Below are 23897 nucleotides of genomic sequence, written 5' to 3' on the forward strand. Positions count from 1 at the left end.
CTGCTCAGAGAGAAGCAAATTATTGTATGACAAGACCCCGGGCCGGGACATGGATAGATGGCAAACTTCCAAAATAACTTTTAATCACAATCGGAATTTTCGGGTATAATCGGAATAACTCCTGAAAGGAAGGCAAACGTTATGTCCAAAGCAAGGTTATTTGACCTTTTTCTGTTTGTTGCCTCCCTGGCCGTAGCCTTCGGCGCGAGACACGCTGTGGTGCTGGACCATACATATCTCAAAGCTCTGATTCTATACTGGGCATTTTCCAGCTTTTATTTTCAACTGCGCATTGTGACCCGAAGCGGCAACTCCAATATAGATTATGCGATCAGCTACACCTCTTCCTTCGGCATTTTCGCCGGACCGCTGGGTACCTTTTTATTCGAGCTGTTCTACCGGTTTACGGTGTTTTTCTATAAAAAGAAGACAAAATCCGCCGATCCCGGAGAACTGCTGGATACCTTTTACAATATCGGTTCCTTCACGCTCGGCGGCTCAGCCGGATACTACCTCTATACCCTGCTCCACCCTTACGCCGACAGGTTCCCGCTGGGCTACTGGCTGCTGTTTCTCCTTGTAGTCTGTGTGACAACATTTCTGTCCTCTGGCTTCATTACAATGACCTTTGCGCTCTCAGGCGACATCACCACCCGCAAAGAGGCCATGAACCTGCTGCTGCGCAGCAGAAATTTGCTGGACTTCAGCAAGGTGGCCTTGACCAATGCGCTGCTGCTGCGGCTGCTGCAGATGGGGAATTGGGAGATGGTAATCGCGCTGTTCCTGCTGAACTACATCGTCAGCCTCTCTTTTTATTCCAAGTCGCAAAGCGCCCAGCACAAATTTGAACGGGACAAGTTCGAGCAGATGGCCTACCGCGACTTTTTGACAGGAATCTACAACCGTGCACATATGGACAAAATGATGCAGGAGCTGGACCACAGCGGAGAGTGCATCGGCATCGTCGTCGCTGACATTGACCGGTTCAAAAAAATCAACGATACCTATAATCATGCCGTCGGCGACAGGGTGATCATCCATTTTGCCGATATCCTCAAGGCGCACATGCTGGAAAAGGACATCCTGTTCCGCAGCGGCGGCGAAGAGTTCACCATGTTCCTGAGGCATAAATCCTTCGAGGCCTGCTATGCGCAGATTCAGAAGATCCTGGACGCAATTGCCGGACACAGCGTTACCGCCGAATATGAGGACAAGCAGATCAGCGTGGCTTATTCGGCTTCTTTCGGGCTCTATTATTACAAGGCCGACCCCGGCCAGAAAACGTCCATTGAAAAAGGATATGTTTATGCCGACCAGCTGCTGCTGGAATCTAAAAAGCTTGGCCGGAACCGGCTATCGTATAAAAATGAGCTGGAAGCCTGACGCAGCGGAGAGTGCGCAGCCGGAGGCGCACCGCTGTGCCTGCCGCTCGTCCGCCAGGCACTCCGTTGCCGCAGCAAAGAGCCGTTCCGCCGGCTAGGTTACCGGGGAAACGGCTCTTTGGAGGTATCCGGCTGATTTACAGCTCTGCGGCATTAAAGGTATCTCCGCCTTCAATTGTGCCGGAATTGAAGCCCTTGTAGAACCAGCGCTTGCGCTGCTCCGAAGTGCCGTGCGTGAAGCTGTCCGGCACCGCATACCCTTGCGCCTGCTTCTGGATTGTATCATCGCCGACCGCGCTTGCTGCCGTCAGCGCCTCTTCCAGATCGCCCTCCTCCAGCAGGTTCATCCCCTGGGCGTGATTGGCCCAGACTCCGGCCAGATAATCGGCCTGCAGCTCGAAGCGGACCTGGTATTTGTTGTATTCCGTCTCGGCCAGGCTCTGGCGGAGCGAATCCAGCTTCGCTGTGGTGCCGAGCAGCGTCTGCACATGATGCCCCACCTCATGGGCAATTACATAGGCCATGGCGAAATCGCCCGGCGCCTGGAAGCGCTGCTGCAGCTCGTCATAAAAGCTGAGATCAATGTACAGCTTGGCATCACCCGGACAATAAAACGGCCCCACCGCCGACGTTGCCGTGCCGCAGGCCGAATTCACGCTTCCGGTATAGAGCACAAGCGTCGGGTCCTGATAAGCCTTGCCCTCTTCCTGAAAGATCTCGGTCCACACATCCTCCGTATCCGCCAGCACAACGGACACAAAGTCTGCCAGCTCCTTCTCCTGCGCCGTCTGCTCATAAGGCGCCGAAGAATTTGTCCCTCCGGAGGTGATCGCTCCAAGAATATCTCCGGCATTCCCGCCGCTGAGCAGCGTTACAATCACGATGACAATAATGCCTCCGATGCCTCCGCCTACCAGCTTCCCGCCGCCCATGCCCCGGCGGTCCTCCACATTTGAGCTGCCTCTTCTTCCCTGCCACCGCATGGTGCTGCCCCCTGTCCTTCGCGCATTGTTATTTTGAATTTAGCATAACGATATCCGAACAGCGGATATCGGGTGGGAAATCCCTGAATGGGCGAAACCAGTTCCAGGGTCCTTCCTGAAAGTCCATCACCTGGAGTGCCGCGAAAGAGCGGCATGGATGTCTATTAGTGTTATACCCAAAATCTGCGGATAAAGACACTGTCCTACAGCCGGGGGAGCAAAACGCTTCAGAAGAGTGTACCGCTTACCGTGACTGAAGATCGCTGTCAGCCGGAGATCCATCCCATGCTCCGGTTAATTTTCGGAAGTGATGTTAATATACTCTATAGCAGGGCTGATTTGGTACTAATCCGGGAGTGCTTCACAGCAGCCGTTGTCCGCACAATTTATCCACCCTCCCATGCTCATTGTCTATTATAGTTCAAGGTGTCACCAATAGGACCCGGCGGGAATACGCTGTCTCATTGCTTCATTGAGGATTCCAAGCTTACTCCCGTTAGAAAGGATGCTGATTGCATTGACAAGCGCTGATCCGGTATATCAAATTCTGAAAATCATTGAAAAAGAGCAGGAGCCGGAGGTCCGGAAAATTGGTGTGCATCCCAGAGAATTCAATACGGTGCTGAAGCATATTCAAGAAGCCGGCTATGTAAGCGCGGACCGGCTGACCCAAGCAGGCCGCGGGTATATTCAGGCATATGAGCTCAGGCTAAAGTCCGGTCTGCGGACCAGTCAGCGGGGGAGGGCATAGGCCGATTCGGCGGAAGGCAGCAGAGAGAGGTCTGCATTGAATAAACCCCGCAAGCCTGCCGTAGCGCAGCTTGCGGGGTTTTATTCAATCTTAGAACTTATCCCAAATAGGTTAACAGGGAATGGGCGGGCAGTACTCTTCTCCAAACGATCCGTGCGCGGGCGAAATGAAGTAAGGCTTCATGTTCCGTGTCTTCTTTCAAAACGAACAACACCCCGCATCCCTTTTTTCTGAGTGTCCAGTCTATAGGCACCCGTGTAGTGTGCTTTTTTTGCTTTTTGGGCTTATCCCTTTGTGCAGGTGCGGAGTGGGCAAGCTGAGCGTCCGGCAGCTCCCTTCCCAACGCTTACTTCCACACTCCTTCGCTTACTCTTTCTCGCTCGCTGTGTGAGATTATTCCCAAGATTACTGCAGCGCGCCCCGAAATAACGGCAGAATTGCCGTTGTTCAGGCGGGGATGGACCGCGTGACCTGAAATAACGGCAGAATTGCCGTTGTTCAGGCGGGGCTGGACCGTGCGCCCCGAAATAACGGCAGAATTGCCGTTGTTCAGGCGGAGCTGGACCGCGTGACCTGAAATAACGGCAGAATTGCCGTTGTTCAGGCGGAGCTGGACCGCGTGACCTGAAATAACGGCAGAATTGCCGTTGTTCAGGCGGGGATGGACCGTGCACCCCGAAATAACGGCAGAATTGCCGTTGTTCAGGCGGAGCTGGACCGCGTGACCCGAAATAACGGCAGAATTGCCGTTGTTCAGGCGGAGCTGGACCGCGTGACCCGAAATAACGGCAGAATTGCCGTTGTTCAGGCGGAGCTGGACCGTGCACCCCGAAATAACGGCAGAATTGCCGTTGTTCAGGCGGGGCTGGACCGCGTGACCTGAAATAACGGCAGAATTGCCGTTGTTCAGGCGGGGCTGGACCGTGCGATCTGAAATAACGGCAGAATTGCCGTTGTTCAGGCGCACGAGCTAACTCTCATCCCCTCTTACTTTTTTCTTACCCATAGTTCTTACTTAATTTATTCTGGGATAGGCTCTTAATGTGCATGTCGACAGGAAAATACAATCACGCCGGAGTCTGAGGCCCTCCGCAGAGCAGCGCCCGCAACCGGAGCATATCTTCGGGCCAGGGGTCGGCCACCTCAAGCTTCTCCCGGGTCCATGGATGGCGGAAGGCAAGCGACTCGCCATGCAGCGCCTGCCTTCCGCCGGAACGGATAACGTTGGAAGCACGGCCGGAACCGGGAAGGCCGGATGCAGCCGGGCCCAAGCCCTCGGGGCGGAATCCGGGAGTATCAGCGGCATCGAAACCGGAACCTATATCCTCGCGGCCGCGAGACGCTCCAGCCTGACCAGCGGTCCAGAACGGACCGCCATACAGGCCATCCCCATAGAGCGGATGGCCCATATGGCTGAGATGGACGCGAATCTGGTGCGTACGCCCGGTCTCCAGCTGCACCTTAAGCACGGTGCCGCCCCGCAGAGCCTCGCGGCCAATAATCCGCGTCACCGCCTCCTGCCCGCCCGGCGATACCCGTCTGCGCGCTGCATGGTGGCGGTCGCGGCCAATCGGGGCATCGATCACCTTCAGCCCGGGCGGCACGATGCCTTGCACAATCGCGGCGTACAGCCGTGAGACGGCTTTGGCGCGCATGTCCTCGTCAAGCGCCAGCTGGGCATACTCATTCTTCGCGTACAGCACGGGGCCAGTCGTATCCTTGTCCAGACGGTGAATATGGCGCACAGCGACTCCGCCGCCAGACGCCGCATAATGTGCGGCAACCACATGGTCCAGCGTGACCTCTGTCCCGCTGCCGTCAGGATGAACCGCCATACCGGCAGGCTTATGGACAACGAGGCAGAAGTCATCCTCGAACAGCACCACGGCTTCCTGCCACACCGGTTCAAGCCCCGCTTCGCGGTAAGGAAACAGCGCCAGCCGCAGGCGGTCGCCCTTCCACCGGATGCCGCCTTCGCGGCGCAGGCGCGCATGGAGCTTCGCGGGCATCCCCACGGTGTCCAGCAGCCAGCGGTCAATGGCCGGCGCGGGATCTGCCGCGGCCGTAATCACCCTGCCGGGCATGGCCTCCAGCCATTCCCCGCGGCGGGTCCAGGACCCGCCCCCTGCGCCCGGCAAGGACAACGGCTGCTTCTCCGCCGTCACAGCGACTTCAAGGCCCGATAATGGGCCTCAAGCGTATCGTCAATATCCTGCTCGCTGTGCGCGGCAGAGACGAACATGCCTTCAAATTGCGAAGGCGGGACGCTGATGCCCTGGTTCAGCATTTTGCCGAAATACGCGCGGAATCTGTCCAGGTCACTGGCTTTGGCCGTATCGTAATTGGTCACCGGGCCTTCGGTGAAGAACGGGCAGACCATGGAGCCGACACGGTTAACTGTCAGCGGAATACCGGTCTCGGCCGCATTGCGTGCAAGTCCCGCTGCCAGGCGCGCGGCGAGCGCTTCCAGACGGTCATACACCGCCGGTGTCAGCAGGTTAAGCGTAGTCAGACCCGCTGCCATCGCCAGCGGATTGCCGCTGAGCGTCCCCGCCTGGTAGATCGGTCCGTCAGGGGCAATCTGCTCCATAATCTCCCTTTTGCCGCCATAAGCGCCAACCGGAAGACCGCCGCCGATCACTTTGCCGAAGCAGGTCAGATCCGGCTCCATGCCGAACAGCCCCTGGGCACAGCCCCGGTCCACCCGGAACCCGGTCATCACCTCGTCAAAAATGAGCAGCGCGCCGTAGCCCGTAGTCACCTTGCGCAGCCCCTCAAGAAATCCCGGAAGCGGCGGCACAACGCCCATATTCCCGGCGATCGGCTCCACGATTACAGCGGCGATCTCATTGCCGTAGCGTTCGAAGGCGATTTTGACCCCTTCCAGGTCATTGTAGGGTACGGTTATCGTATTCACCGCCACGCCTTCGGGAACGCCGGGGCTATCCGGCAACCCCAGTGTGGCCACACCCGATCCGGCTTTGATCAGCAGGCTGTCCGCATGACCATGGTAGGAGCCTTCGAACTTGAGAATTTTGCTGCGTCCGGTATAGCCCCGGGCCAGGCGAATCGCACTCATGGTAGCTTCCGTGCCTGAATTGACCATGCGCACGATGTCCACCGACTGCACGCGCTCAACCACGGTTTTGGCCATTTCCGTCTCCAGCAGCGTCGGTGCACCGAAGCTTGTCCCTTTGACCGCCGTCTCCTGCAGTGCCTTAACCACCTCAGGATGGGCATGGCCCATAATGAGCGGTCCCCACGAGCAGACGTAGTCGATAAAGCTGTTGCCGTCGATGTCGTAAATGCGCGAGCCCTGGCCATGATCGATATATACCGGGGTCAGCCCCACAGACTTGAACGCCCGGACCGGACTGTTCACCCCGCCGGGGATGTACTGCTTAGCTTCTTCAAAAGCCTTGCGGGAAGCCTCTTCCCGCCGCGCCAAAGGCACGCTCTCCATAGTCTCCACTCCTGTCCTGTTCGATTTGTTGGCTGTCACCAGCCTCTTAAAGTCCGTCAGGCCAACCGGATAATTTCATCCTGAGAAAACTGAAGCCTGCTTATCTCCGCTTACCCGCGCAGCCAGCGTGCCGCATCTTTGGCAAAATAGGTAATAATGATGTCCGCTCCGGCGCGTTTCATCCCGGTCAGCATCTCCAGCACAACCGCCTGCTCGTCGATCCAGCCTTGCAGCGCCGCCGCTTTGACCATGGAATATTCACCGCTCACATTGTAGGCAACCAGCGGCAGATCAAACTGGTCACGGATGGTGCGGATGACATCCAGATATGCAAGAGCGGGCTTCACCATCAGCATGTCCGCGCCTTCCAGCACATCCGAATCCGCTTCACGGATCGCTTCGCGCAGATTGGCGGGGTCCATTTGATACGTTTTACGGTTCCCGAACTGCGGTGCGGAGCCGGCGGCTTCACGGAACGGGCCGTAGAAGGCCGAAGCATATTTTACCGAATAGGACATAATCGGCACATGCTCGAAGCCGTTCTCGTCAAGCCCGGCGCGGATCGCATGCACGAAGCCGTCCATCATGTTGGATGGGGCGATAATGTCCGCACCGGCCCGGGCCTGGGACACAGCCGTGCGGGTCAGCAGATCCAGCGAAGCATCGTTGATCACATCCCCGTGCACCACGCCGTCCACCGTATGGGTATGAACCATGCCGCAATGACCGTGATCCGTGAATTCACACAGACAGGTATCCGCAACCACGAGCAGCTCGGGGTACCATTTTTTGATCAGCCGCGTGGCTTCCTGCACAATCCCATCCTCAGCGAACGCAGAGGAACCGACCGCATCCTTCGTTTCGGGAATCCCGAACAGCAGCACGGCCGGAATGCCCAGCGCCGCAATCTCGTCCACCTCCGCCTTCAGCGTATCCAGCGAAAAATGAAATACGCCCGGCATGGAGCCGATCTCATTTTTCACACCCGTTCCGCAGGTCACAAAAATCGGCTGGATGAAATCCAGCGTATTCAGAACCGTCTCCCGCACCATCCCGCGGATTCCGGCTGTCCCCCGCAAACGGCGGTGCCTTGTAATTGGAAAACCCATTATTTCATCCTCCTGTACAGTAGATATTTAAACACAAATAGAGCTGTGGATGCAGCTTGGGCTGTTGATAGCAAAGCAGGAGCACAATTAGCGCCAGAAATACGGTATTTCGCATCCCTTTTTATTTGGAGCAAATACAGCTGCTCCGCCTGCGAAAAAAACCGAAGCTATCTCACCCTCGTTGACTCGTTCCAGCGGCACAGCTCCTGAACCAAAGCTTCTATTGTCGCTTCCTCCGGAAGAAGTCCCGGCGTAAGTCCCGCCTCCACGGCGGTTTGTTCGGTTACGGGACCGATGCAGGCAATCTTGACGCCTGCCAGCAGCCGGAGCGGGTCCTCCAGCCCCATGCGCCGCAGAATGCCGAGGAAGTTGCGAACCGTCGAAGAGCTGGTGAAGGTCACCGCATGAATACGCTTCTCCTCCAGCAGCTTCAGCAGCTCAGCATCATCCTCGCCGGTCACCACAGTCTCGTAAGTGTCCGCTTCGGTGACCTCCAGGCCAAGCTCCCGCAGCTTGGCCGGCAGCCACCCGCGCGCCAGGTCGCCGCGCGGGAGCAGCACCTTCTGGCCCGGCTGCAGCCTTGGCCCGAAGGCTTCGAGCAGCCCCTCTGCCTGGAAGCGTCCAGGCAGCTCCTCGGCCATCAGCCCGCGCTGCGCCAGCGCCGCGGCCGTGGCCGGTCCCACCGCGCCGATACGGGCGCGGTGCAGCCTGCGGACGTCCACCTTCAGCTCCTCCAGGTGGCGCCAAAAAAATTCCACGCCGTTCGCACTGGTAAAGAACACGTAATCGTATTCTTCCAGCGCCCCCAGCGCGGCGGCAATGCCCGCTTTTTTCTCCGTGCCTTCGGGCATCCTCGTCTCAATCACCGGGAACTCATACGGCTCGCCGCCGAGCTCCTCGATCAGCTCCACCAGCTCGCTCGCCTGGCTGCGTGCCCGTGTGACCACAATGCGCTTGCCGAACAGCGGCAGCGCCTCTGCCCACATGAGCTGCTCGCGCTGCAGCACGACCTCGCCGACGACGATGACTGCCGGCGGCTGGAAATCCGCCGCCTTCACCTTCGCCTCAATGTCGGCAAGCGTGCCGGTCAGCGTCTCCTGATCCGCACGGGTGCCCCAGCGCACCAGGGCCACCGGCGTCTCCGGCGGCCGCCCGTGCTTGATCAGCTGGGCGCTGATATAGCCGATTTTGGCCACGCCCATCAAGAATACCAGTGTACCCGTCGCATTCGTCACCTTATCCCAGTGAATGGAATGATCCAGCTTATCCGGGCTTTCATGGCCCGTAATAATCGACAGTGAAGACGCCAGGTCCCGGTGGGTCACCGGAATTCCGGCATATGCCGGAACACTGATGGCCGAGGTAATGCCCGGCACAATCTCATAATAAATACCGTGCCTGCGCAGCAGCTCCGCCTCTTCGCCCACACGGCCAAAAATCGTCGGGTCCCCGCCTTTCAGCCGCACCACCGTCTTGCCCTCCAGCGCCAAATCAACCAGCAGCCGGTTGATTTCCTCCTGCTTCATCGTATGGCGGTCCGGAAGCTTGCCTACGTATATTTTTTGCCCGCCGGGCTTCATCCACTTCAGGAATCTGGGACTAGCCAGCCGGTCGTATACCAGCACATCCGCCTTCTTAATGCATTCCAGGCCTTTGAGCGTAATCAGCTTCGCATCCCCCGGCCCCGCGCCTACCAGATAAACCTTCCCCGTCAATTCCCTCATCCCCTTGCATCTGCCAAAATCTGTTCCGCTCCCCCGGCGATGAGCTTCCCCGCAATTTCTTCACCCAGCTGCACCGGATCTTCTCCACTGCCGGTTTCTTTCAGAATGACCGAGCCGTCCGGTGTTCCCACCATTCCCGTCAACTTGATCATCCGGCGGACAGAGCCTGCTGCGGCGACTTCCGCTCCCAGTACCGCATACGCACCAATCGGCACCTGGCAGCCGCCATTCAGTGCGCCGAGGAAGGTCCGCTCCGCCGCTACCGTCAGCGCCGTGTGCTCATCATTGTATAACTCCAGCAGCTTCCGCAGTTCGGCATCATCCGTCCGGCACTCAATCCCGAGCGCCCCTTGGCCTACAGCGGGCAGACAGACCTCAGGCGGCAAATACGCCGTTATCCGGTCCTGCCAGCCCATCCGTGACAACCCTGCCGCCGCCAGCAGGATCGCGTCGTATTCGCCGCTTTCCAGCTTGCGCAGCCGCGAGTCGATATTGCCGCGCACCGGCTCAATCTTAAGGTCAGGCCGCAAAGCGGCAAGCTGGCTGGAGCGCCGCAGACTGCTGGTGCCGACACGCGCGCCCTGCGGCAGCTCCTCAAGCGAAAGCCCTCCGCTGGAAATCAGGCAATCCCGTGGGTCCGCACGCCTCGGAACCGCGCCATTTATCAAGCCCTCCGGCAATTCGGAGGGCATATCCTTCATACTATGTACAGCCATATCGATCTCATGAGCCAGCATGGCCTGCTCAATCTCCTTCACGAACAATCCCTTGCCGCCTACCTTGGACAGCGTCACATCGAGAATACGGTCGCCCTTCGTCACAATCTTGTGCACTTCAAAAGTAAACTCCAACCCTTGCTCCCCGCTTAGCCGCTCCAGATCCGCAACCACTTGCCCTGTCTGCGTAAGCGCAAGCGCACTTTGTCTGCTTCCTACAATAATTTTCCTCATGCTCCATCCCTCCTGGTAACCATCCTCACCCGCTGCTTCGCACGCACTGGCCGTTTCCGGCCCCGGCTTCTTATTCAAAGGTATTTCTGCCTTTGATTCCGCCGTTTCCGGCGCTGGGTCATACGCGCAACAGCTGTTCTCTCCTCTGCGCCAAGTCCGGCACCTGTTCCGGCTTCATTAGCAGCCAGCTCTCTTCCTCCAAAATCCCGGTATTCCCCGCACATTAGCGCTCAAGGTTGCGGGCGATCCAGTCGTCGATCTCTTCCGCACTCCACTCTATAAAGGTGCCCTGCCTCATCCGGTTCAACACATCGGCCTCCCCGAGGCTGCGCAGAAGCCGCCCGCGCAGCTCGGGCGGCAGCTCCCTGCGCTTAATCTCGGCCCGCATGCCGTGCAGCCAATCCAGATAGGGCTCATACTCCTCGCCCAGAATCCCGGCCAGCTGCTCCGTAATTCTCGCAGCGGCTGACGGTCCCGCGCCTGAGGTCGACACGGCGACCGTCAGCCGCCCCCGGCGAAGCACGCCGGGGGTAATGAAGCTGCCAGCCTCGGCCCGGCCGGCTACATTCACCGGAAGGCCCAGGCTGCGCGCCTCCTGGGCCACCGCCTCATTCACCGCCGCCTCATTGCTGGCGGCGTAGACCAGGAATGCCCCCTCCAGATCTCCGGGGGCATAGCGGCGGCTGACCCAGCACAGCCGCCCCGCTTCAGCCAGTGCGGCTAACGTTCCGGTCAGCGAAGGGCTGACCAGTACCACCGCCGCCCCGGCTTCCAGAAGTGCGCCCGCCTTGCGCTCGGCCACCGCGCCGCCGCCAATGACAACCACACGCCGGTCCTGCAGGTCCAGCATTATGGGGAAATACTTCACCATGAAGCCACACTCCTACTCCGGCCAATACTGAAGCCTCCGGTCTGATCTGCAGCAATTCCAAGCAGCTTAAGAGCGTGCTCTGTGCACCTGTCCCAGCCGGAATCACCATTAACTCCTTCTCAATTTTACTACTGCTATGGCCGAAGGGAACCCCTTCGACATATCATTCTTTCTTATACTTAAGTTCATCCGGCCGAACGGGCATTCTAATCATAAGCAGAGCACAGATAAAATCCATTACGGATGCATTCATATGCGCAGCATTTCGCACTTAGGAGCTGCGAGGAAATTAGTACCCGCTTTTGTTGACAAAATCTCCACGGTTTTGGGAGTTTTGTCAACAATGAAGCGGTACTTTATTTCGTCGCAGTCTCTTAGGCACACTGCACAGACAGTACTCCCACGCATATCCCAATCCCACTTACAACAATAGCAGCCGCACGCACACACACATTGCTCCCATGCTGCGCAATCGCCCTTAGGCTCAGCGCTGTCTCATTCACACACATAACTCAGTCGCACTAGAACGCAGACAACCATTTCCTTCATAACACTGCTGTACCTGCATGCGGCATCCTTCCGGCCGCCGCATGCAGGACCAGCCTCCCCACTGCCCCTTTTCACCCTCCCCAGCCGTGAAAGTCGGACCAGGAATTCAGCAGGAAGTTCAGGATAATGAAGCCGTAGCCGACGATGGCCCAACGGGCCATGGAGGTGCCGCTGCGCCGGGCGGAGCGCTTAAGGATGATGTAGGCAATGTAGACCGCAAGCCCGATCAGCGTGGTCAGCACCTTGGAATCCTGAAACAGCGGCGTGCGCCCTTCGGCGACAATCGACATCGCGGCCAGCACCAGCGAAGCCAGCAATAGCGGAACACCGGCCAGAATTGCTGTATACGAATATCTGTCCATCGTTTCCAGGCTGGGCAGGCGGCGGATGCGGTCATCCCATTTTTTGTGCTTCAGCCGTGTATGCAGGAACAAATACATTATGGCAAATACCGTCCCCAATGTCAGTGCGGCAAAGCTCAGGTTGGCCAAAATAATATGCATCGCCAGCCACCCGTGCACCGCACTCCAGCTCTGCAGCGTATGATCCCCGGCGGTCAGCCAGACCCGGTTCAGCAAAAAGACGCTGAAGCCCGCCATGCTGAGCAGCAGAATCGTAAACTCCCCCCCGCGGGTGTAGGCAACCGCAAGCGAGGTCAGCACAATGAGAAAGGAGAACCAGAACAGGAAATCATACGGCGTGAAAATCGGCAGGCCTTCCTCCTGGGAGAACCGCACCGCCAGGCCTGACGCCTGCAAAAGCCCCACAACAACAAGAAGCCCTGTGCCCAGCCGCTTCCCGCCCGGATTGCGCTTCAGGCAATCCGAGAAAATAAACAGCAGGCCCAGGGCATATAGCAGCAGAGCGGCGTCATATATTCCGTTCAGCAGTTGCATCTTGTTCACCCGCCCAGCAGACCTGCCGGAGCGAACACCGACTTCGGCAGCGTGAAATCGCCGCCTGAGGAGCGTTCAGCTTCCTTCCGTTCCGACGGTGCAGGACTTTCGCCGTCCGGCCCGGAGCCAAGCTGCTCCTGAAGCGCGAAGATTTGCGTGAAGTACTCCAGAGCTTCGGTTCCCTGCTTGCCGCCGGACAGCTCCTTGATCACATTGATGGGATCATGCATCATCTGGTTGACAATGCTTTTGGTGAGGCGCCGGATCACCTTGCGCTGATGCTCGTCCAGCTCGGGCAGCTTGTTGAAGAGACTGTCCATTGTATCTTCATAAATTCCGTTCGACTTGTCCTGAAGGGCGCGGATGACCGGCCGGACACCCAGCGTCTTCAGCCACAGCTGGAAATCCTCCAGCGCCTCTTCAATCATGACCTCTATCTTGGCGGCTTCAATGCGGCGCATTTCCAGATTGGTTTCCACAATGCCTTCCAGATCATCGATGTCGTACAGGAATACATCCGGTACACCCGCCGCCTCCGGATCAATGTCACGCGGAACGGCAATATCAATCATGAACAGCGGCCGCGACGGACGGCTCTTCATGCCTTCGGCCACCTGACCGGCTGTCAGCACATAGCCGTCCGCTCCCGTCGAGCTGATCACAATATCCACCTCATCCAGATGCTGCAGGGCTTGCTCAATCGTGCTCGGTCTGCCCGAGAACTTCCCGGCCAGCTCTATAGCCCGCGCCAGGGTACGGTTGGCGACAATCACTTCCGCCGCACCGCTGCTGTACAGATGCTTCACCGTCAGCTCGCTCATTTTGCCGGCGCCGAGAATCAGCACTCTTTTGCCGGTGAACATGCCAAAAATCCGCTTGCCCAGCTCCACAGCCGCATAGCTGACAGATACTGCGCTTTCGCCAATCGATGTTTCGCTATGAGCGCGTTTGCCCAATGTTACCGCTTGCTTGAACAGCCGGTTGAACCAGGTTCCCGTCACGCCTTCCGTCTGCGCGGTCAAAAAAGCACTGCGCACCTGTCCCAGAATCTGCGTCTCGCCGATCACCATCGAATCGAGGCCGCAGGTTACCCGGAACAGATGGGCAATCGCCTGCTCATCTTCGTATATATACATATGCTGTGCAAATACATCGCTTTTCACTCCAAACCATTGCTCCATATAGCTGCGGATGAAATATCCGCACATGTGAAGCCGGTCCACAACCACATAAATTTCCGTCCGGTTGCAGGTGGCGACGACGACCCCTTCCAGCACGCTTTTGGTCTGCATCAGCTGATGCAGAGCCGCAGGCAGATCCTTTTCGGCAAAAGCGAACTGTTCTCTGACCTCTACGGGCGCCGTACGGTAATTCAGGCCAACGACGACAATATGCATCGTTTGTTCACCATCCTAATCTCTATTCATTGGTGCAGGCACTGTTGCCGCTCTTCCCAAATCCACTGGTACCACTTTCACAAGTTCCTCAAACGCTGTGTTAAGTATATCACATGAAAATACGGCTTTTGGCAGAACCTTTGAACTATTTATGAAATCCAGATAATAATTATTATAAACAAGCAAAGCACTTTTGTCGTCATTAAAATAGGGCGATCTCGTTACAACTCAGCCTCTTGTCTAGAATCGGTTATTTAATGGGAATTTATGAAAACAGCTTACAGCAAAAAACCTTTAACCCCCGGCTAACGCAGGATTAAAGGCCTTTGTTGTTAGTGCCTGTACCTATTCTGCAGCAAGCACTCTTATGAGATCATTTCAGTGTTGCAAGGTCCTCACGGGTGAACGGAAGCAGTTCTTCGGTACGGCCGTCACGAATCTTGGCTGCCCAGGCCGGATCGCTCAGCAATGCGCGGCCGACGGCAACGAGGTCGAACTCTCCGCGTTCCAGACGCTCGATCAGGTTGTCGATGCCGGCGGCTTGCCCTCCCTTGCCCGCCGTGAACAGCGAGGCGACGTCGGAGTCCAGTCCGACAGAGCCAACAGTAATTGACGGCTTGCCGGTCAGCTTGCGTGCCCAGCCCGCCAGGTTGAGATCTGAGCCGGCAAATTCCGGCTCCCAGAACCGGCGTGTGGAGGCATGAAAAATATCAACGCCGGCATTAGACAAAACTGCGAGGAAACGCTCCAGCTCCTCTGGAGTTGCCGCAAGCTTTTCTCCGTAATTCCCCGCCTTCCATTGCGAGAAACGGAAGATGACCGGGAAGCCGGGTCCGACGGCGGCTCTCACCGCCCCGATAACCTCCACCGCGAATCGGGTACGTTCAATCAGGTTGCCTCCATACTCATCCGTACGCTTGTTCGTGACATTCCAGAAGAACTGGTCAATGAGGTAACCGTGCGCACCGTGAATCTCCACCGCATCGAAGCCAATGCGCTTCGCGTCAGCGGCGGCTTGACCGTACGCCTTCACAATATCCCGAATCTCCTCAACTGTCAGCGGCTCGGATAGAGACTCGCCGGTCAGGCTAAGACCTGAAGGCCCGACGGGGCTGGCTGTGGAATCCGGGAATTTCTCCCGCTCACGGGCCATGCCGGTATGCCAAATCTGCGGAGCGATTTTTCCGCCGGCTGCATGCACTTCCCGGACGACCTGCGACCAGCCTGCCAGGGCTTCCTCTCCATAGAAATGCGGAACACCGTGGTCGGCGGCTGCCGCAGGATGGTTAATAACCGTGCCTTCGGTAATGATGAGGCCAACGCCGTTTTCCGCTCTGCGGCGGTAATAGCTGGCCACGTCGGGACCCGGAGCGCCCGCCGGTGAAAAGGAGCGTGTCATCGGGGCCATGACAATACGATTACCGAGCTTCAATCTGCCTCCTTCAAAAGGCTTGAACAGCACATCTGCTGAATTGGACTGGGTCATTTTATGGGCTCCTCCTGCAAATGAATGAATTTAATATCGATATATACGAATATATAGATTAATAGATTACAATGCAAGCCCTGCGGAATTTATTTCGCCGGCTCATCCTTCCTTCCTTGCTTGCAGTCCCGCCGTAATTCCCTCCAGGAAAGCGCTGATCGCCTCTTCATTGCGCCGGTAATACGTCCATTGTCCGTAGCGCCGGGTCTCCAGCAGCCCGGTCTTCTGCATAGACGACAGGTAAGAAGAGATCACCGACTGCGCCAGGCCGGATTTCTCCTGAATGCTTCCCACGCACACACTGCCCGGGAACTCTTCTTTTATGACCTTGGGCAGCTCCTCGTTCAACAATTCCGGCTCCTTCAGCCAGCAGAGGATATTGAGGCGGGTTTCATTGGACAATGCCTTCAGCACAGCAAGCATCTCTTCGTTAGTCATCAATTAACATCCATTCTAAGTTGTTTTTTTTCAGTATACCAAAAGTTCTGCTCTTACAGCTAAATTGGATTTAAGATTTCTCCAAATTCAATTGCTTCCGTCCAAATGCAGCACGACACAAGACTTATCGTCAGAGACCTTCAGCCGTGGAACTTCCAGCAGCAGCCGGTCTGCTTGCTCCTTCCGGTATAGTTCTCTGGCATAGCCCTCCGCCCCATGGGTGTCCAGGCCGTTGATCACATCCTCCCACCGCTCCGCTCCGGTGTACAACCCGTCCGTGAACATATAGAGACTCTCCAGATTCGCCCGGTTGAACGTCCCTCTCTCCAGGAACTGCGGGAAACGGGGGTCGCCGTTCAGTACGCCATAGCCTTCGAGCGTATTGGCCCTTTTACGGTTGTCCTGCAGCAGTGGCATGAGCCTTCTGCGCAGCTCGGCCGGGTTCTCCACTCCTTCGGCGCGCAGCTCCTGCATCCGCTCCACCGTCCGTTTGTCCACATGCGCCAATTGGGAATGCGTCAGCGCCCTTAACGTCCCGTCCCTGTATTTGCCCAGCAGCATGCAATCGCCGGCCTGCACATAATCGATGCTGAATTCATGGATTTGCACGATGACCAGAGCGGCCGACCACCGGCCGGAGGCATCGGTGAGGTCCACACCCTCCGCAGCCATGGCCTCCTGCAAAGCCAGGTTCGCTTGCACGGCAGTCTGCTCCAGCGCCCTGCCTTCCATAGCGATGAAATGTGCGGCGGCCAGCTGTGCGGCGATATATCCTCCGGTCTTCCCCTCGACGTTACGGTAAGCTGACAGCGAGGTCGCCCCGTCCACCACACCATAGACGGACGCAGCCTCATTGACTGCCAGGGCGTCCTCATTCCATTCCCCGTCCCCCTGAATTGAACATGCATCCATTCTCCATTGCGTTGAATCCGGCATCGAGCTTGTCCACTCCTTCTTGCTGTAGTTGTCCTTAAATCTAACACAAAAATAATTAAAAGGCATACAGCAAAATCCGCATGCAACCACATCATCTGGATTATGTTAATTTTCATGACGCAAAAATGAATTATTGACACACAATATTGCGAATGATAGCATATAACAAATGATTGAAGTCACTGTTTCTGACATATACATGATTAAAAGCGATCCAATCCCCGCATAATGTTACTTTTACATTCATAATTCACTAATTTCATACCTCTTGTATAAGCTCATTAATTTGGTTTGAGCGTTTCTACAGGCAACCGTAAATTGCCCCAGGCTACAAGAGGCACCGCAAGGCTGAAGGATATTCAAGGCGAGAGCCCGCATAATTTTTTTGCGCTCTTCCGTGATGCCGCCCAGCCTCAAGGTGTCTCTTGTGCCCGGGTTTTTTTGTATATTTCAGAAGTTCTGCACGAAGCGAACCGCAAGAAGTATACGCTAACCCAACTTTTAAGGAGTGAAGACTATGAGCGCATCCTATGCAAAGCTCAGCGAATCCATCAGCAAGGCCAAAAATGTGAGAATTTACAAAAACAAGGACACCGCCTATGATTTCAAGCTGTATCCCTTCGGTGAACGCGGAACCTACATTGATCCCGAGCTGATCAGTGAAATCACCGACAGCCTTGCGGAGAGCATCACCGCGCAGTTCCCCGCCTTTGATTATATCGTATCTCCCGAACCGGGCGGGCATACCTGGGGCATGCTGGCGGCCTACAAGCTGATGAAGCCGATGAACATTCTGCGTCTCAGCACCGAATTGTATGAAAACTACGAGGTCAGCATCAAACGCGAGACGGCGTACAACGAGAACTATATTTATTTTGACGGATTTACGGCCGGTGACCGTGTGCTTCTTCTGGATGATGTGATCAGTTCAGGCGCTACGATCCGCTGCATCGCCCAGCAAATGGTCCACATGGGGATTGAGCTTGTCGGTGTGCAGGCGATTCTGGCCAAAGGCAGGCATTACAAACAGCTGGAAACGGATATTGGCGTCCCGGTACGATTCTTGTCCCAGGTATAGTGTCCAACAAACCCAGAGAGGAAGTGACCACGAAATGGCTTACTATTATGATCAGCCGTCCAGAACGTTCAGTGAATTCCTGCTGGTGCCGAATCTGACAACCAAAGCATGCATTCCGGGAAATGTCGATCTTCGGACCCCTGTCACCAAATTCCGCAAGGGAGAGACGCCCGCTCTGACAATGAACCTCCCTGTAACCTCCGCCGTAATGCAGGCTGTATCCGACCACAACATGGCAATTGCCCTGGCCAAAAGCGGCGGAATCTCCTTCATCTATGGTTCGCAATCCGTCGGGCAGCAGGTCGAGATGGTCCGCAGGGTGAAGAAGTTCAAGGCAGGCTTCGTGCTCAGCGACTCCAACCTGCGCCCGGAGGATACCCTGAAGGATGTGCTGGAGCTGAAAGCCCGCAGCGGCCATTCCACCATCGCCATTACGGACAACGGTGAGCCGACCGGCAAGCTGATGGGCATCGTCACCAGCCGCGATTACCGCGAGAACCGCCTGCCGCCGGACTGTGCGATTACCGGGTTCATGACTCCCCTGTCTTCGCTGATCTACGCCAATGAAGGGATCACCTTAACCGAAGCCAATGATATGATCTGGGACCACAAGCTGAACTGCCTGCCGATTGTGAGCGGCAGCGGCCATCTGGTGCACCTCGTCTTCCGCAAAGATTATGACAGCCACCAGGAGTATCCGCTGGAGCTGCATGACAGCAATAAGCAGCTGATCGTCGGTGCGGGCATCAATTCCAGAGACTATAAGGAGCGCGTTCCCGCGCTGGTGGAAGCAGGCGCGGATGTGCTCTGCATTGACTCCTCGGACGGCTATTCCGAATGGCAGGCGGAGACGATCCGGTATATTAAGGAAACGTTTGGCGAAAGCGTAAAGGTTGGGGCGGGCAACGTCGTGGACAAAGAAGGCTTCCTCTACCTCGTCGAAGCAGGCGCGGACTTCGTCAAGGTCGGCATCGGCGGCGGCTCCATCTGCATTACCCGGGAGCAAAAAGGCATCGGCCGCGGCCAGGCCTCCTCCGTGATCGAAGTGGCGGCAGCCCGCCAGGAATATTACGAGCAAACGGGCGTCTACGTCCCGATCTGCTCCGACGGCGGCATCGTGCATGACTATCATATCGTCCTTGCCCTGGCGATGGGGGCCGACTTTGTGATGCTGGGCCGCTATTTCGCCCGCTTCGACGAGAGCCCGGGCCGCAAGCTGCTGGTCGGCGGCAACTTCGTCAAAGAGTACTGGGGCGAAGGCTCCAGCCGGGCCCGCAACTGGCAGCGGTACGACTTCGGCAATGCCGACAAGGAAAGCAAGCTGGAGTTCGAGGAAGGCGTGGATTCCTTCATCCCTTACGCCGGCAGACTCAAAGACAACCTGGACCTCAGCATCAGCAAAATCAAATCGACCATGTGCAACTGCGGCGCACTCACGATCCCGCAGCTGCAGCAGCATGCCAAAATCACCCTGGTTTCCTCAACAACCATTTACGAAGGCGGGGCACATGATGTTATGCTGAAGGAGAAGGACAGAACATCCTGATCCATAAGGAGCGGACGTGATGAAAGGACTCAAGGAAATACTGGTAAGCACTGACGAGCTGCAGCAGAAGGTCAAAGAACTGGGGGCAGCCATCTCACAGGACTACGAGGGGAAGGAATTGGTGCTGATTGGCATCCTCAAGGGCGGGGCGGTGTTCATGTCCGACCTGATGCGCGTGATCACCCTCCCGGTGGGGATCGACTACATGTCCGTATCCAGCTACGGCGCCAGCGCCACCTCCTCCGGCGTCATTACGATCAAAAAAGACATCGACACCGACATCCGCGGCAAGCATGTCCTGCTCGTTGAGGATCTGATCGACACGGGCCTGACCCTGCAGCATCTGCGCGAGCTGTTCCTCATGCGCGAGGCCGCCAGCGTCGGCATCTGCACCATCCTCAGCAAGCCCTCCCGCCGCCTCATCGACGTCCCCATCGACTACTGCGGCATCGACATCCCCGACGAATTCGTCGTCGGCTACGGCCTGGACTATGCGGAGCAGTTCCGCAACCTGCCGGAGGTGTGGGTGGTGGCGACTGGGGAAGGATGAGTGGGAAGTAAAGGAGGCAGCGCTTGGAAATCAAGCGACTGCCTCCTTTACTTATTCTGAAAATTAAGGATTCACAATCTTTTTATAGAAAGGTTCTTGTGAAATGAGGTTATTGTTTCATAAATACCCATGGGTTTCTGTAAAACTGTTATTCACTCTTGTATTATAAATTTCCTCAATCAGAACTTTCACTCTTGTTTCCAGGAACGGTTTTAATCTAGTTTTAATCTAGTCTTAACCAATCCCTGAAAATCACCCTCCACCGTTCCTGTAATCACTAACTCAACCTAGTTAGGAGCTTCAATTATGCTTATTTGCTTTTTGTTTCAACATCTTGTTTTAGAACCCATTTTCTAATTTCTGCGAAATCAAACATTCGAATACTTCCTTTCTGCAGTTCGTCCACCGCTTACTTCAACCTCTTGAATCGTACGATACGTTCGTTTTCTACGGATGATAATAGCCTGGATCTGAAAGTTCTTGATTCTTGCCCTGTCTCTTACGCTAAAGATAGGCTAATATCACTGCAGCTAAACTGTAAGTATTCAAATAATTCTTTTATAGGCCTGTGATCTGAAGTCCATCTAAAATTTGGTATTTGATCTACACCCCTTAATTTAATATTCTGGATTATGTTTAAACTTCCGCCCTTTTATTTTATTTCCATTAAAAAAGCACCCCCTAAAATTTCATCGGATAAAACCTGGGTTTATTCCAATGTCTATTCTAAAGAGTGCACTTCATTTTGCTCGCATGAGATGTGATCAGACAAATATATCTCTATTACTTGTGAATATCTTCTTCTTTTACCGTTAAAATATCTAATGTTTCATCATCATCATTGAGAAATTCCACTTCATATACTTTTTTTTGATTATCAAATACCATCACTATAACTCCCTTGCATCCTCTTAAAACTATCTCCGATAATTCTCTTGATGCAAAAACCACATCATATTCATTAAACATGCAAGCCTCCATTATCTTAATGCAGTTATTTTTTTGTAGGAAACAGCGCGCGCTGATTGAGTATCGGCACGCGCTGGCTGCTTCGCTTTTTTCATCTGTCTACTTGACAGGGGTATAACCAGTATGCTACTCGCAAGTGGTTTTTTCACCATAAGAGAATGAGTTAAAAGCCCTCATTCATGATTCATTTGATATTTTATTTAGAACATACTCTTTAGGCGGATTGTTAAATCCATCCCAAAAAAACCATAGTCTTCCACATTCATCACATTGTAGAAAGCTTTTCATATTTAGATATAATATTTCAGAATCGATTTGTTCTTGATATTGATCATACTCCACATCAGAGATGAATTTGTATTCAATTTTGCACGGTATATCACCAAACCTTAGTAATTCCCCACATTTACATCTGATTTTTGGCATAAGACCCTCCTTAATTTTAGGGCAAAATAATAATGTCTGTTATATTCGGTGTCTTCCCACCAGCTTTAACACCCCCTCTTACTCTAGCCAATATATCTCCTAATTGATCTGCTGTGACAGAAGTTTGAGATAAATCTAAAATAATTCCACTTGTCTGAGAGTTTTTAGATGCGATTGAACCAATAATTCTATTTACATTATTTGTTATCGGTGTATACACATCATAGTTAATTCCATTAACTAGTAAATCCGAAGTTTCACCTGCTGCTCTTGTCCCGACAGGCATTCTCAATATCACATTCTTTCCTAAATCTTTCATATATTCCGCTGCTCTTATTTCACTCGCTGAAAATGAACCACCTTTTTCGATAAGAAGAGTTCCTGTCTTACCGCCTTTCACCAAAAATTTCCCTAACATTTTCGCTGCAGAACTAGCCCCTTTTGCAGCACTTATCATACCGTTTTCGACTAACATGAAATTTCTTCTCATGATTTCAGCCATTGCTGCTGCTTTTGTATCTTGTGAATTACTACTATCCGCAATAATAGACGTTAACTGGATTTGAGTAAGGGTCGATAAATCAACATACTGCTTTTCTCCCATACTTCCTCCGACCCCAGCTCCCCATTCAGCAGTATGTCCAGTCGGATCACTATAAATCAACGGATTATTATGCACATACGTATACAAATTCTGCGTCAGCGGATTATCAATCTGCCCTTCATACGTATCCTAGTTTATAAAGCGGAGCTTTAAATAAACAAGGTGGCAACTGAGAAAGCACTCCCAATTACCACCCATTCTATCATCCTGCCTGCTGTGCAGGTGTATTCGGCATCACGTAGGCTGACTTTTTCTTCATCATGACGTAGATGATGTTTACCAGCTTCCTCATTAAGCAGACCACTGCTTGTTGTTTGGTTTTTCCCTCAGCTATCTTTCGCTCATAATAAGCATGAAAATAGGCATTCTTTGGTTCTCTCTTGGTACGGGTGACCCCAATCTGACGAATCGCAAGGCTCTTGATGATATTATGCAATTCCCGATTCCCTTGCTTACTTTTGTAGTTTCGTGACTTGTTTCCTGAACCTACAGTTACAGGTGCAATGCCAGCAAAACGAGCAAGCTTGTCGGGAGATGAAAATCGGTAGATGTCGCCAATCTCTGCCACAAGCTGTGCTGCTGTGACCACATCTATCCCAGTCATGGATTCAAGTTGGAAGCCAAGACGCTTCAATAAGAAATCAATTTCGTCCTCTATACTGACTAATTGTTCTTGAAAAAACCGAGCTGATTCCACTTGACTCACCACTACTGAATCTCGTGACTGCTGATAATCCCGATACGTTTCTCCGTCTGCGTCGATCAGTGTAAGAATTTGATTTGCCTTCTTATGAGACAATCCATTGTTGCTGTACTTTCGCAAGAATACAGCAAGGGCTTCCTCTGACACGTCCTTCAAGGTATACGGTGATGGGTACGTTTCCCAGAAGGCGAGTGCCGTTTTCCCCTCCACTTCAGAGAAGAACTTTTTATAACTGGGATAGGAATAGCTAATTTGCTGGTGCAGCTTCTTTACCGTTTCCGTTAAACTCTTAGCCAACCATCTTCGCTGCGTCACAAGCTGGCTAATCGCCCAATACAAATCAATAGGCTTAGCATCTGGCAGGCGCTCCAACTCGTCTCTAAGTACCTTGGCAACGCATTCCGCATCCCAGCTATCCGACTTCTGAACGGTCACATGGCTCTTTCGTCTGGCGTTAGCAAGCTTTGCGTTCACTTCCTTCACCCAGCAACGATTGTCCTTCAAATAGACGGCGAGTCCTCTGCCGTAACCTCCGACATCCTCCAGCCCATAGACGATTGACAAGCCCTTCTTGGTGTACTTCTTCAATTCCTTGAGCAGCAAAGGAAAGGCAGACGGCTTGTTATCGAATTTTAGTTCCCCTAGCTTCTTACTCCAGCAGTCAATAATGACGGCTGTATGATGCTGTTTATGCAGGTCAACTCCTACATAGATTAAATTCTGCTGTTCAATCATACTCTTTTGCTCCCTCTGTATTTGAATTGTTACTAATGGATTCGATTCGTTGCATTCAAGAATCTTTGCTGTCCTTATCGCTTGATCTGTATGTATACAGCCCATTAGTAACCACTCAAACGAGTGGCGAAAACATCTTGGATAAACAAGTTTGCATCCTCAGTTCGAGCGGTCTGTGCCGCAAAGATACGTTAGCAATCTCTTGTTCCCCTTAATGCTTAGATAGCTGTAAGTTTTAACATCCCAGCAACATGTGACTTCTCCAGACGTACATAAAGCAGGTCTAGCCGCAGTTCTTCTGTGTACTCGTGAATCTTATCTATGATTTTCTCCGCTGTCGGCAAGTGAATA

22 protein-coding genes and 1 riboswitch are annotated in these 23897 nt (G+C 54.2%); of the genes, 5 read left to right on the top strand and 17 right to left on the bottom strand.

Translation table 11 applies throughout. The features are described 5' to 3' along the window. Positions 1-141 precede the first annotated feature (141 nt). Positions 142-1383, top strand: a complete 1242-nt coding sequence (locus HYD27_RS25840; RefSeq protein ID WP_219220011.1) for a GGDEF domain-containing protein — start codon at positions 142-144, stop codon at positions 1381-1383. Positions 1384-1519: 136 nt separating this feature from the next. On the opposite strand, the gene ypfJ is transcribed toward HYD27_RS25840, so the two are convergent. Beyond that, positions 1520-2365, bottom strand: a complete 846-nt coding sequence (gene ypfJ, locus HYD27_RS25845) for a KPN_02809 family neutral zinc metallopeptidase (RefSeq protein WP_219220014.1) — start codon at positions 2363-2365, stop codon at positions 1520-1522. A gap of 517 nt (positions 2366-2882) precedes the next feature. Between ypfJ and HYD27_RS25850 the strand changes: the two genes are divergently transcribed. Beyond that, a complete protein-coding gene (locus HYD27_RS25850; protein WP_219220016.1) occupies positions 2883-3116 on the top strand; it encodes a hypothetical protein in 234 nt (77 codons plus the stop codon). Positions 3117-3462: 346 nt separating this feature from the next. On the opposite strand, the gene HYD27_RS25855 is transcribed toward HYD27_RS25850, so the two are convergent. The 12 genes from HYD27_RS25855 to HYD27_RS25910 all read right to left on the bottom strand — a co-directional run bounded on the left by HYD27_RS25855 (position 3463) and on the right by HYD27_RS25910 (position 16935). Beyond that, positions 3463-4083, bottom strand: coding sequence for a hypothetical protein (locus tag HYD27_RS25855; protein WP_219220017.1), 621 nt, complete (start codon positions 4081-4083; stop codon positions 3463-3465). Between the two features lie 100 nt (positions 4084-4183). Next, entirely contained in the window at positions 4184-5281 is a 1098-nt protein-coding gene (locus HYD27_RS25860; protein ID WP_219220019.1) for an RluA family pseudouridine synthase, read from the bottom strand. Beyond that, on the bottom strand, positions 5278-6579 hold the full coding sequence (hemL, locus tag HYD27_RS25865; RefSeq protein ID WP_219220022.1) for a glutamate-1-semialdehyde 2,1-aminomutase: 1302 nt from the start codon (positions 6577-6579) through the stop codon (positions 5278-5280). Before hemL ends, HYD27_RS25860 begins: the two co-directional genes overlap by 4 nt. A gap of 110 nt (positions 6580-6689) precedes the next feature. Continuing rightward, positions 6690-7688 (bottom strand): porphobilinogen synthase, encoded by a 999-nt coding sequence (gene hemB / locus HYD27_RS25870; RefSeq protein ID WP_219220024.1) that lies wholly within the window; start codon positions 7686-7688, stop codon positions 6690-6692. A gap of 167 nt (positions 7689-7855) precedes the next feature. Beyond that, entirely contained in the window at positions 7856-9403 is a 1548-nt protein-coding gene (cobA, locus tag HYD27_RS25875) for a uroporphyrinogen-III C-methyltransferase (RefSeq protein WP_219220026.1), read from the bottom strand. A gap of 5 nt (positions 9404-9408) precedes the next feature. After that, a complete protein-coding gene (gene hemC / locus HYD27_RS25880; RefSeq protein WP_219220028.1) occupies positions 9409-10362 on the bottom strand; it encodes a hydroxymethylbilane synthase in 954 nt (317 codons plus the stop codon). 223 nt (positions 10363-10585) lie between these two features. Beyond that, positions 10586-11233, bottom strand: a complete 648-nt coding sequence (locus HYD27_RS25885; protein WP_219220030.1) for a precorrin-2 dehydrogenase/sirohydrochlorin ferrochelatase family protein — start codon at positions 11231-11233, stop codon at positions 10586-10588. A gap of 620 nt (positions 11234-11853) precedes the next feature. Beyond that, positions 11854-12678, bottom strand: a complete 825-nt coding sequence (gene ccsA / locus HYD27_RS25890) for a cytochrome c biogenesis protein CcsA (RefSeq protein WP_219220058.1) — start codon at positions 12676-12678, stop codon at positions 11854-11856. Between the two features lie 5 nt (positions 12679-12683). Then, the gene (gene hemA / locus HYD27_RS25895; protein WP_219220031.1) at positions 12684-14075 is read right to left on the bottom strand and encodes a glutamyl-tRNA reductase; all 1392 of its coding nucleotides are present in this window, start codon (positions 14073-14075) and stop codon (positions 12684-12686) included. A 373-nt stretch (positions 14076-14448) separates the two neighbouring features. After that, positions 14449-15561: an NADH:flavin oxidoreductase gene (locus HYD27_RS25900; protein WP_219220033.1), complete on the bottom strand. Its 1113-nt coding sequence runs from the start codon at positions 15559-15561 to the stop codon at positions 14449-14451. 102 nt (positions 15562-15663) lie between these two features. Beyond that, on the bottom strand, positions 15664-15999 hold the full coding sequence (locus HYD27_RS25905; RefSeq protein WP_219220035.1) for an ArsR/SmtB family transcription factor: 336 nt from the start codon (positions 15997-15999) through the stop codon (positions 15664-15666). Positions 16000-16086: 87 nt separating this feature from the next. Further along, a complete protein-coding gene (locus tag HYD27_RS25910) occupies positions 16087-16935 on the bottom strand; it encodes a protein phosphatase 2C domain-containing protein (protein WP_219220037.1) in 849 nt (282 codons plus the stop codon). A 248-nt stretch (positions 16936-17183) separates the two neighbouring features. Continuing rightward, positions 17184-17286, top strand: a riboswitch (purine riboswitch). Between the two features lie 166 nt (positions 17287-17452). Here HYD27_RS25910 and HYD27_RS25915 point away from each other — a divergent pair. From HYD27_RS25915 to hpt, 3 genes are read left to right on the top strand one after another with little or no spacing between them, the layout of a single operon-like run. Beyond that, positions 17453-18013 carry a phosphoribosyltransferase gene (locus HYD27_RS25915; protein WP_219220039.1) on the top strand — a complete coding sequence of 187 codons (561 nt, stop codon included), beginning with the start codon at positions 17453-17455 and terminating at the stop codon, positions 18011-18013. Between the two features lie 34 nt (positions 18014-18047). Continuing rightward, complete coding sequence (locus HYD27_RS25920) at positions 18048-19559, top strand: IMP dehydrogenase (RefSeq protein WP_219220041.1); 1512 nt, start codon at positions 18048-18050, stop codon at positions 19557-19559. A 16-nt stretch (positions 19560-19575) separates the two neighbouring features. Next, a complete protein-coding gene (gene hpt / locus HYD27_RS25925; protein ID WP_219220043.1) occupies positions 19576-20109 on the top strand; it encodes a hypoxanthine phosphoribosyltransferase in 534 nt (177 codons plus the stop codon). Between the two features lie 783 nt (positions 20110-20892). Here the strand turns inward: hpt and HYD27_RS25930 are convergent. From HYD27_RS25930 to HYD27_RS25945, 4 genes are all read right to left on the bottom strand, one after another. After that, a complete protein-coding gene (locus HYD27_RS25930) occupies positions 20893-21078 on the bottom strand; it encodes a DUF4926 domain-containing protein (protein WP_219220045.1) in 186 nt (61 codons plus the stop codon). 177 nt (positions 21079-21255) lie between these two features. Then, complete coding sequence (locus HYD27_RS25935) at positions 21256-21504, bottom strand: hypothetical protein (RefSeq protein WP_219220047.1); 249 nt, start codon at positions 21502-21504, stop codon at positions 21256-21258. Between the two features lie 16 nt (positions 21505-21520). After that, a complete protein-coding gene (locus tag HYD27_RS25940; protein ID WP_219220049.1) occupies positions 21521-22108 on the bottom strand; it encodes a CdiA C-terminal domain-containing protein in 588 nt (195 codons plus the stop codon). A gap of 202 nt (positions 22109-22310) precedes the next feature. Continuing rightward, positions 22311-23546 (bottom strand): IS110 family RNA-guided transposase, encoded by a 1236-nt coding sequence (locus HYD27_RS25945; protein ID WP_219220051.1) that lies wholly within the window; start codon positions 23544-23546, stop codon positions 22311-22313. Between the last annotated feature and the right edge of the window lie 351 nt (positions 23547-23897).

The organism is Paenibacillus sp. S150 (assembly GCF_019352175.1).
Lineage (GTDB): Bacteria > Bacillota > Bacilli > Paenibacillales > Paenibacillaceae > Paenibacillus_AQ.

Excerpts from the sequence above, each read along its gene's own strand:
- HYD27_RS25840 (WP_219220011.1), top strand. The coding sequence starts at position 142 with ATGTCCAAAGCAAGGTTATTTGACCTTTTTCTGTTTGTTGCCTCCCTG.
- ypfJ (WP_219220014.1), bottom strand. The coding sequence starts at position 2,365 with ATGCGGTGGCAGGGAAGAAGAGGCAGCTCAAATGTGGAGGACCGCCGG.
- hemL (WP_219220022.1), bottom strand. The coding sequence starts at position 6,579 with ATGGAGAGCGTGCCTTTGGCGCGGCGGGAAGAGGCTTCCCGCAAGGCT.
- hemB (WP_219220024.1), bottom strand. The coding sequence starts at position 7,688 with ATGGGTTTTCCAATTACAAGGCACCGCCGTTTGCGGGGGACAGCCGGA.
- hemC (WP_219220028.1), bottom strand. The coding sequence starts at position 10,362 with ATGAGGAAAATTATTGTAGGAAGCAGACAAAGTGCGCTTGCGCTTACG.
- HYD27_RS25885 (WP_219220030.1), bottom strand. The coding sequence starts at position 11,233 with ATGGTGAAGTATTTCCCCATAATGCTGGACCTGCAGGACCGGCGTGTG.
- ccsA (WP_219220058.1), bottom strand. The coding sequence starts at position 12,678 with ATGCAACTGCTGAACGGAATATATGACGCCGCTCTGCTGCTATATGCC.
- hemA (WP_219220031.1), bottom strand. The coding sequence starts at position 14,075 with ATGCATATTGTCGTCGTTGGCCTGAATTACCGTACGGCGCCCGTAGAG.
- HYD27_RS25900 (WP_219220033.1), bottom strand. The coding sequence starts at position 15,561 with ATGACCCAGTCCAATTCAGCAGATGTGCTGTTCAAGCCTTTTGAAGGA.
- HYD27_RS25905 (WP_219220035.1), bottom strand. The coding sequence starts at position 15,999 with ATGACTAACGAAGAGATGCTTGCTGTGCTGAAGGCATTGTCCAATGAA.
- HYD27_RS25910 (WP_219220037.1), bottom strand. The coding sequence starts at position 16,935 with ATGCCGGATTCAACGCAATGGAGAATGGATGCATGTTCAATTCAGGGG.
- HYD27_RS25915 (WP_219220039.1), top strand. The coding sequence starts at position 17,453 with ATGAGCGCATCCTATGCAAAGCTCAGCGAATCCATCAGCAAGGCCAAA.
- HYD27_RS25920 (WP_219220041.1), top strand. The coding sequence starts at position 18,048 with ATGGCTTACTATTATGATCAGCCGTCCAGAACGTTCAGTGAATTCCTG.
- HYD27_RS25930 (WP_219220045.1), bottom strand. The coding sequence starts at position 21,078 with ATGTTTAATGAATATGATGTGGTTTTTGCATCAAGAGAATTATCGGAG.
- HYD27_RS25935 (WP_219220047.1), bottom strand. The coding sequence starts at position 21,504 with ATGCCAAAAATCAGATGTAAATGTGGGGAATTACTAAGGTTTGGTGAT.
- HYD27_RS25940 (WP_219220049.1), bottom strand. The coding sequence starts at position 22,108 with ATGGGAGAAAAGCAGTATGTTGATTTATCGACCCTTACTCAAATCCAG.
- HYD27_RS25945 (WP_219220051.1), bottom strand. The coding sequence starts at position 23,546 with ATGATTGAACAGCAGAATTTAATCTATGTAGGAGTTGACCTGCATAAA.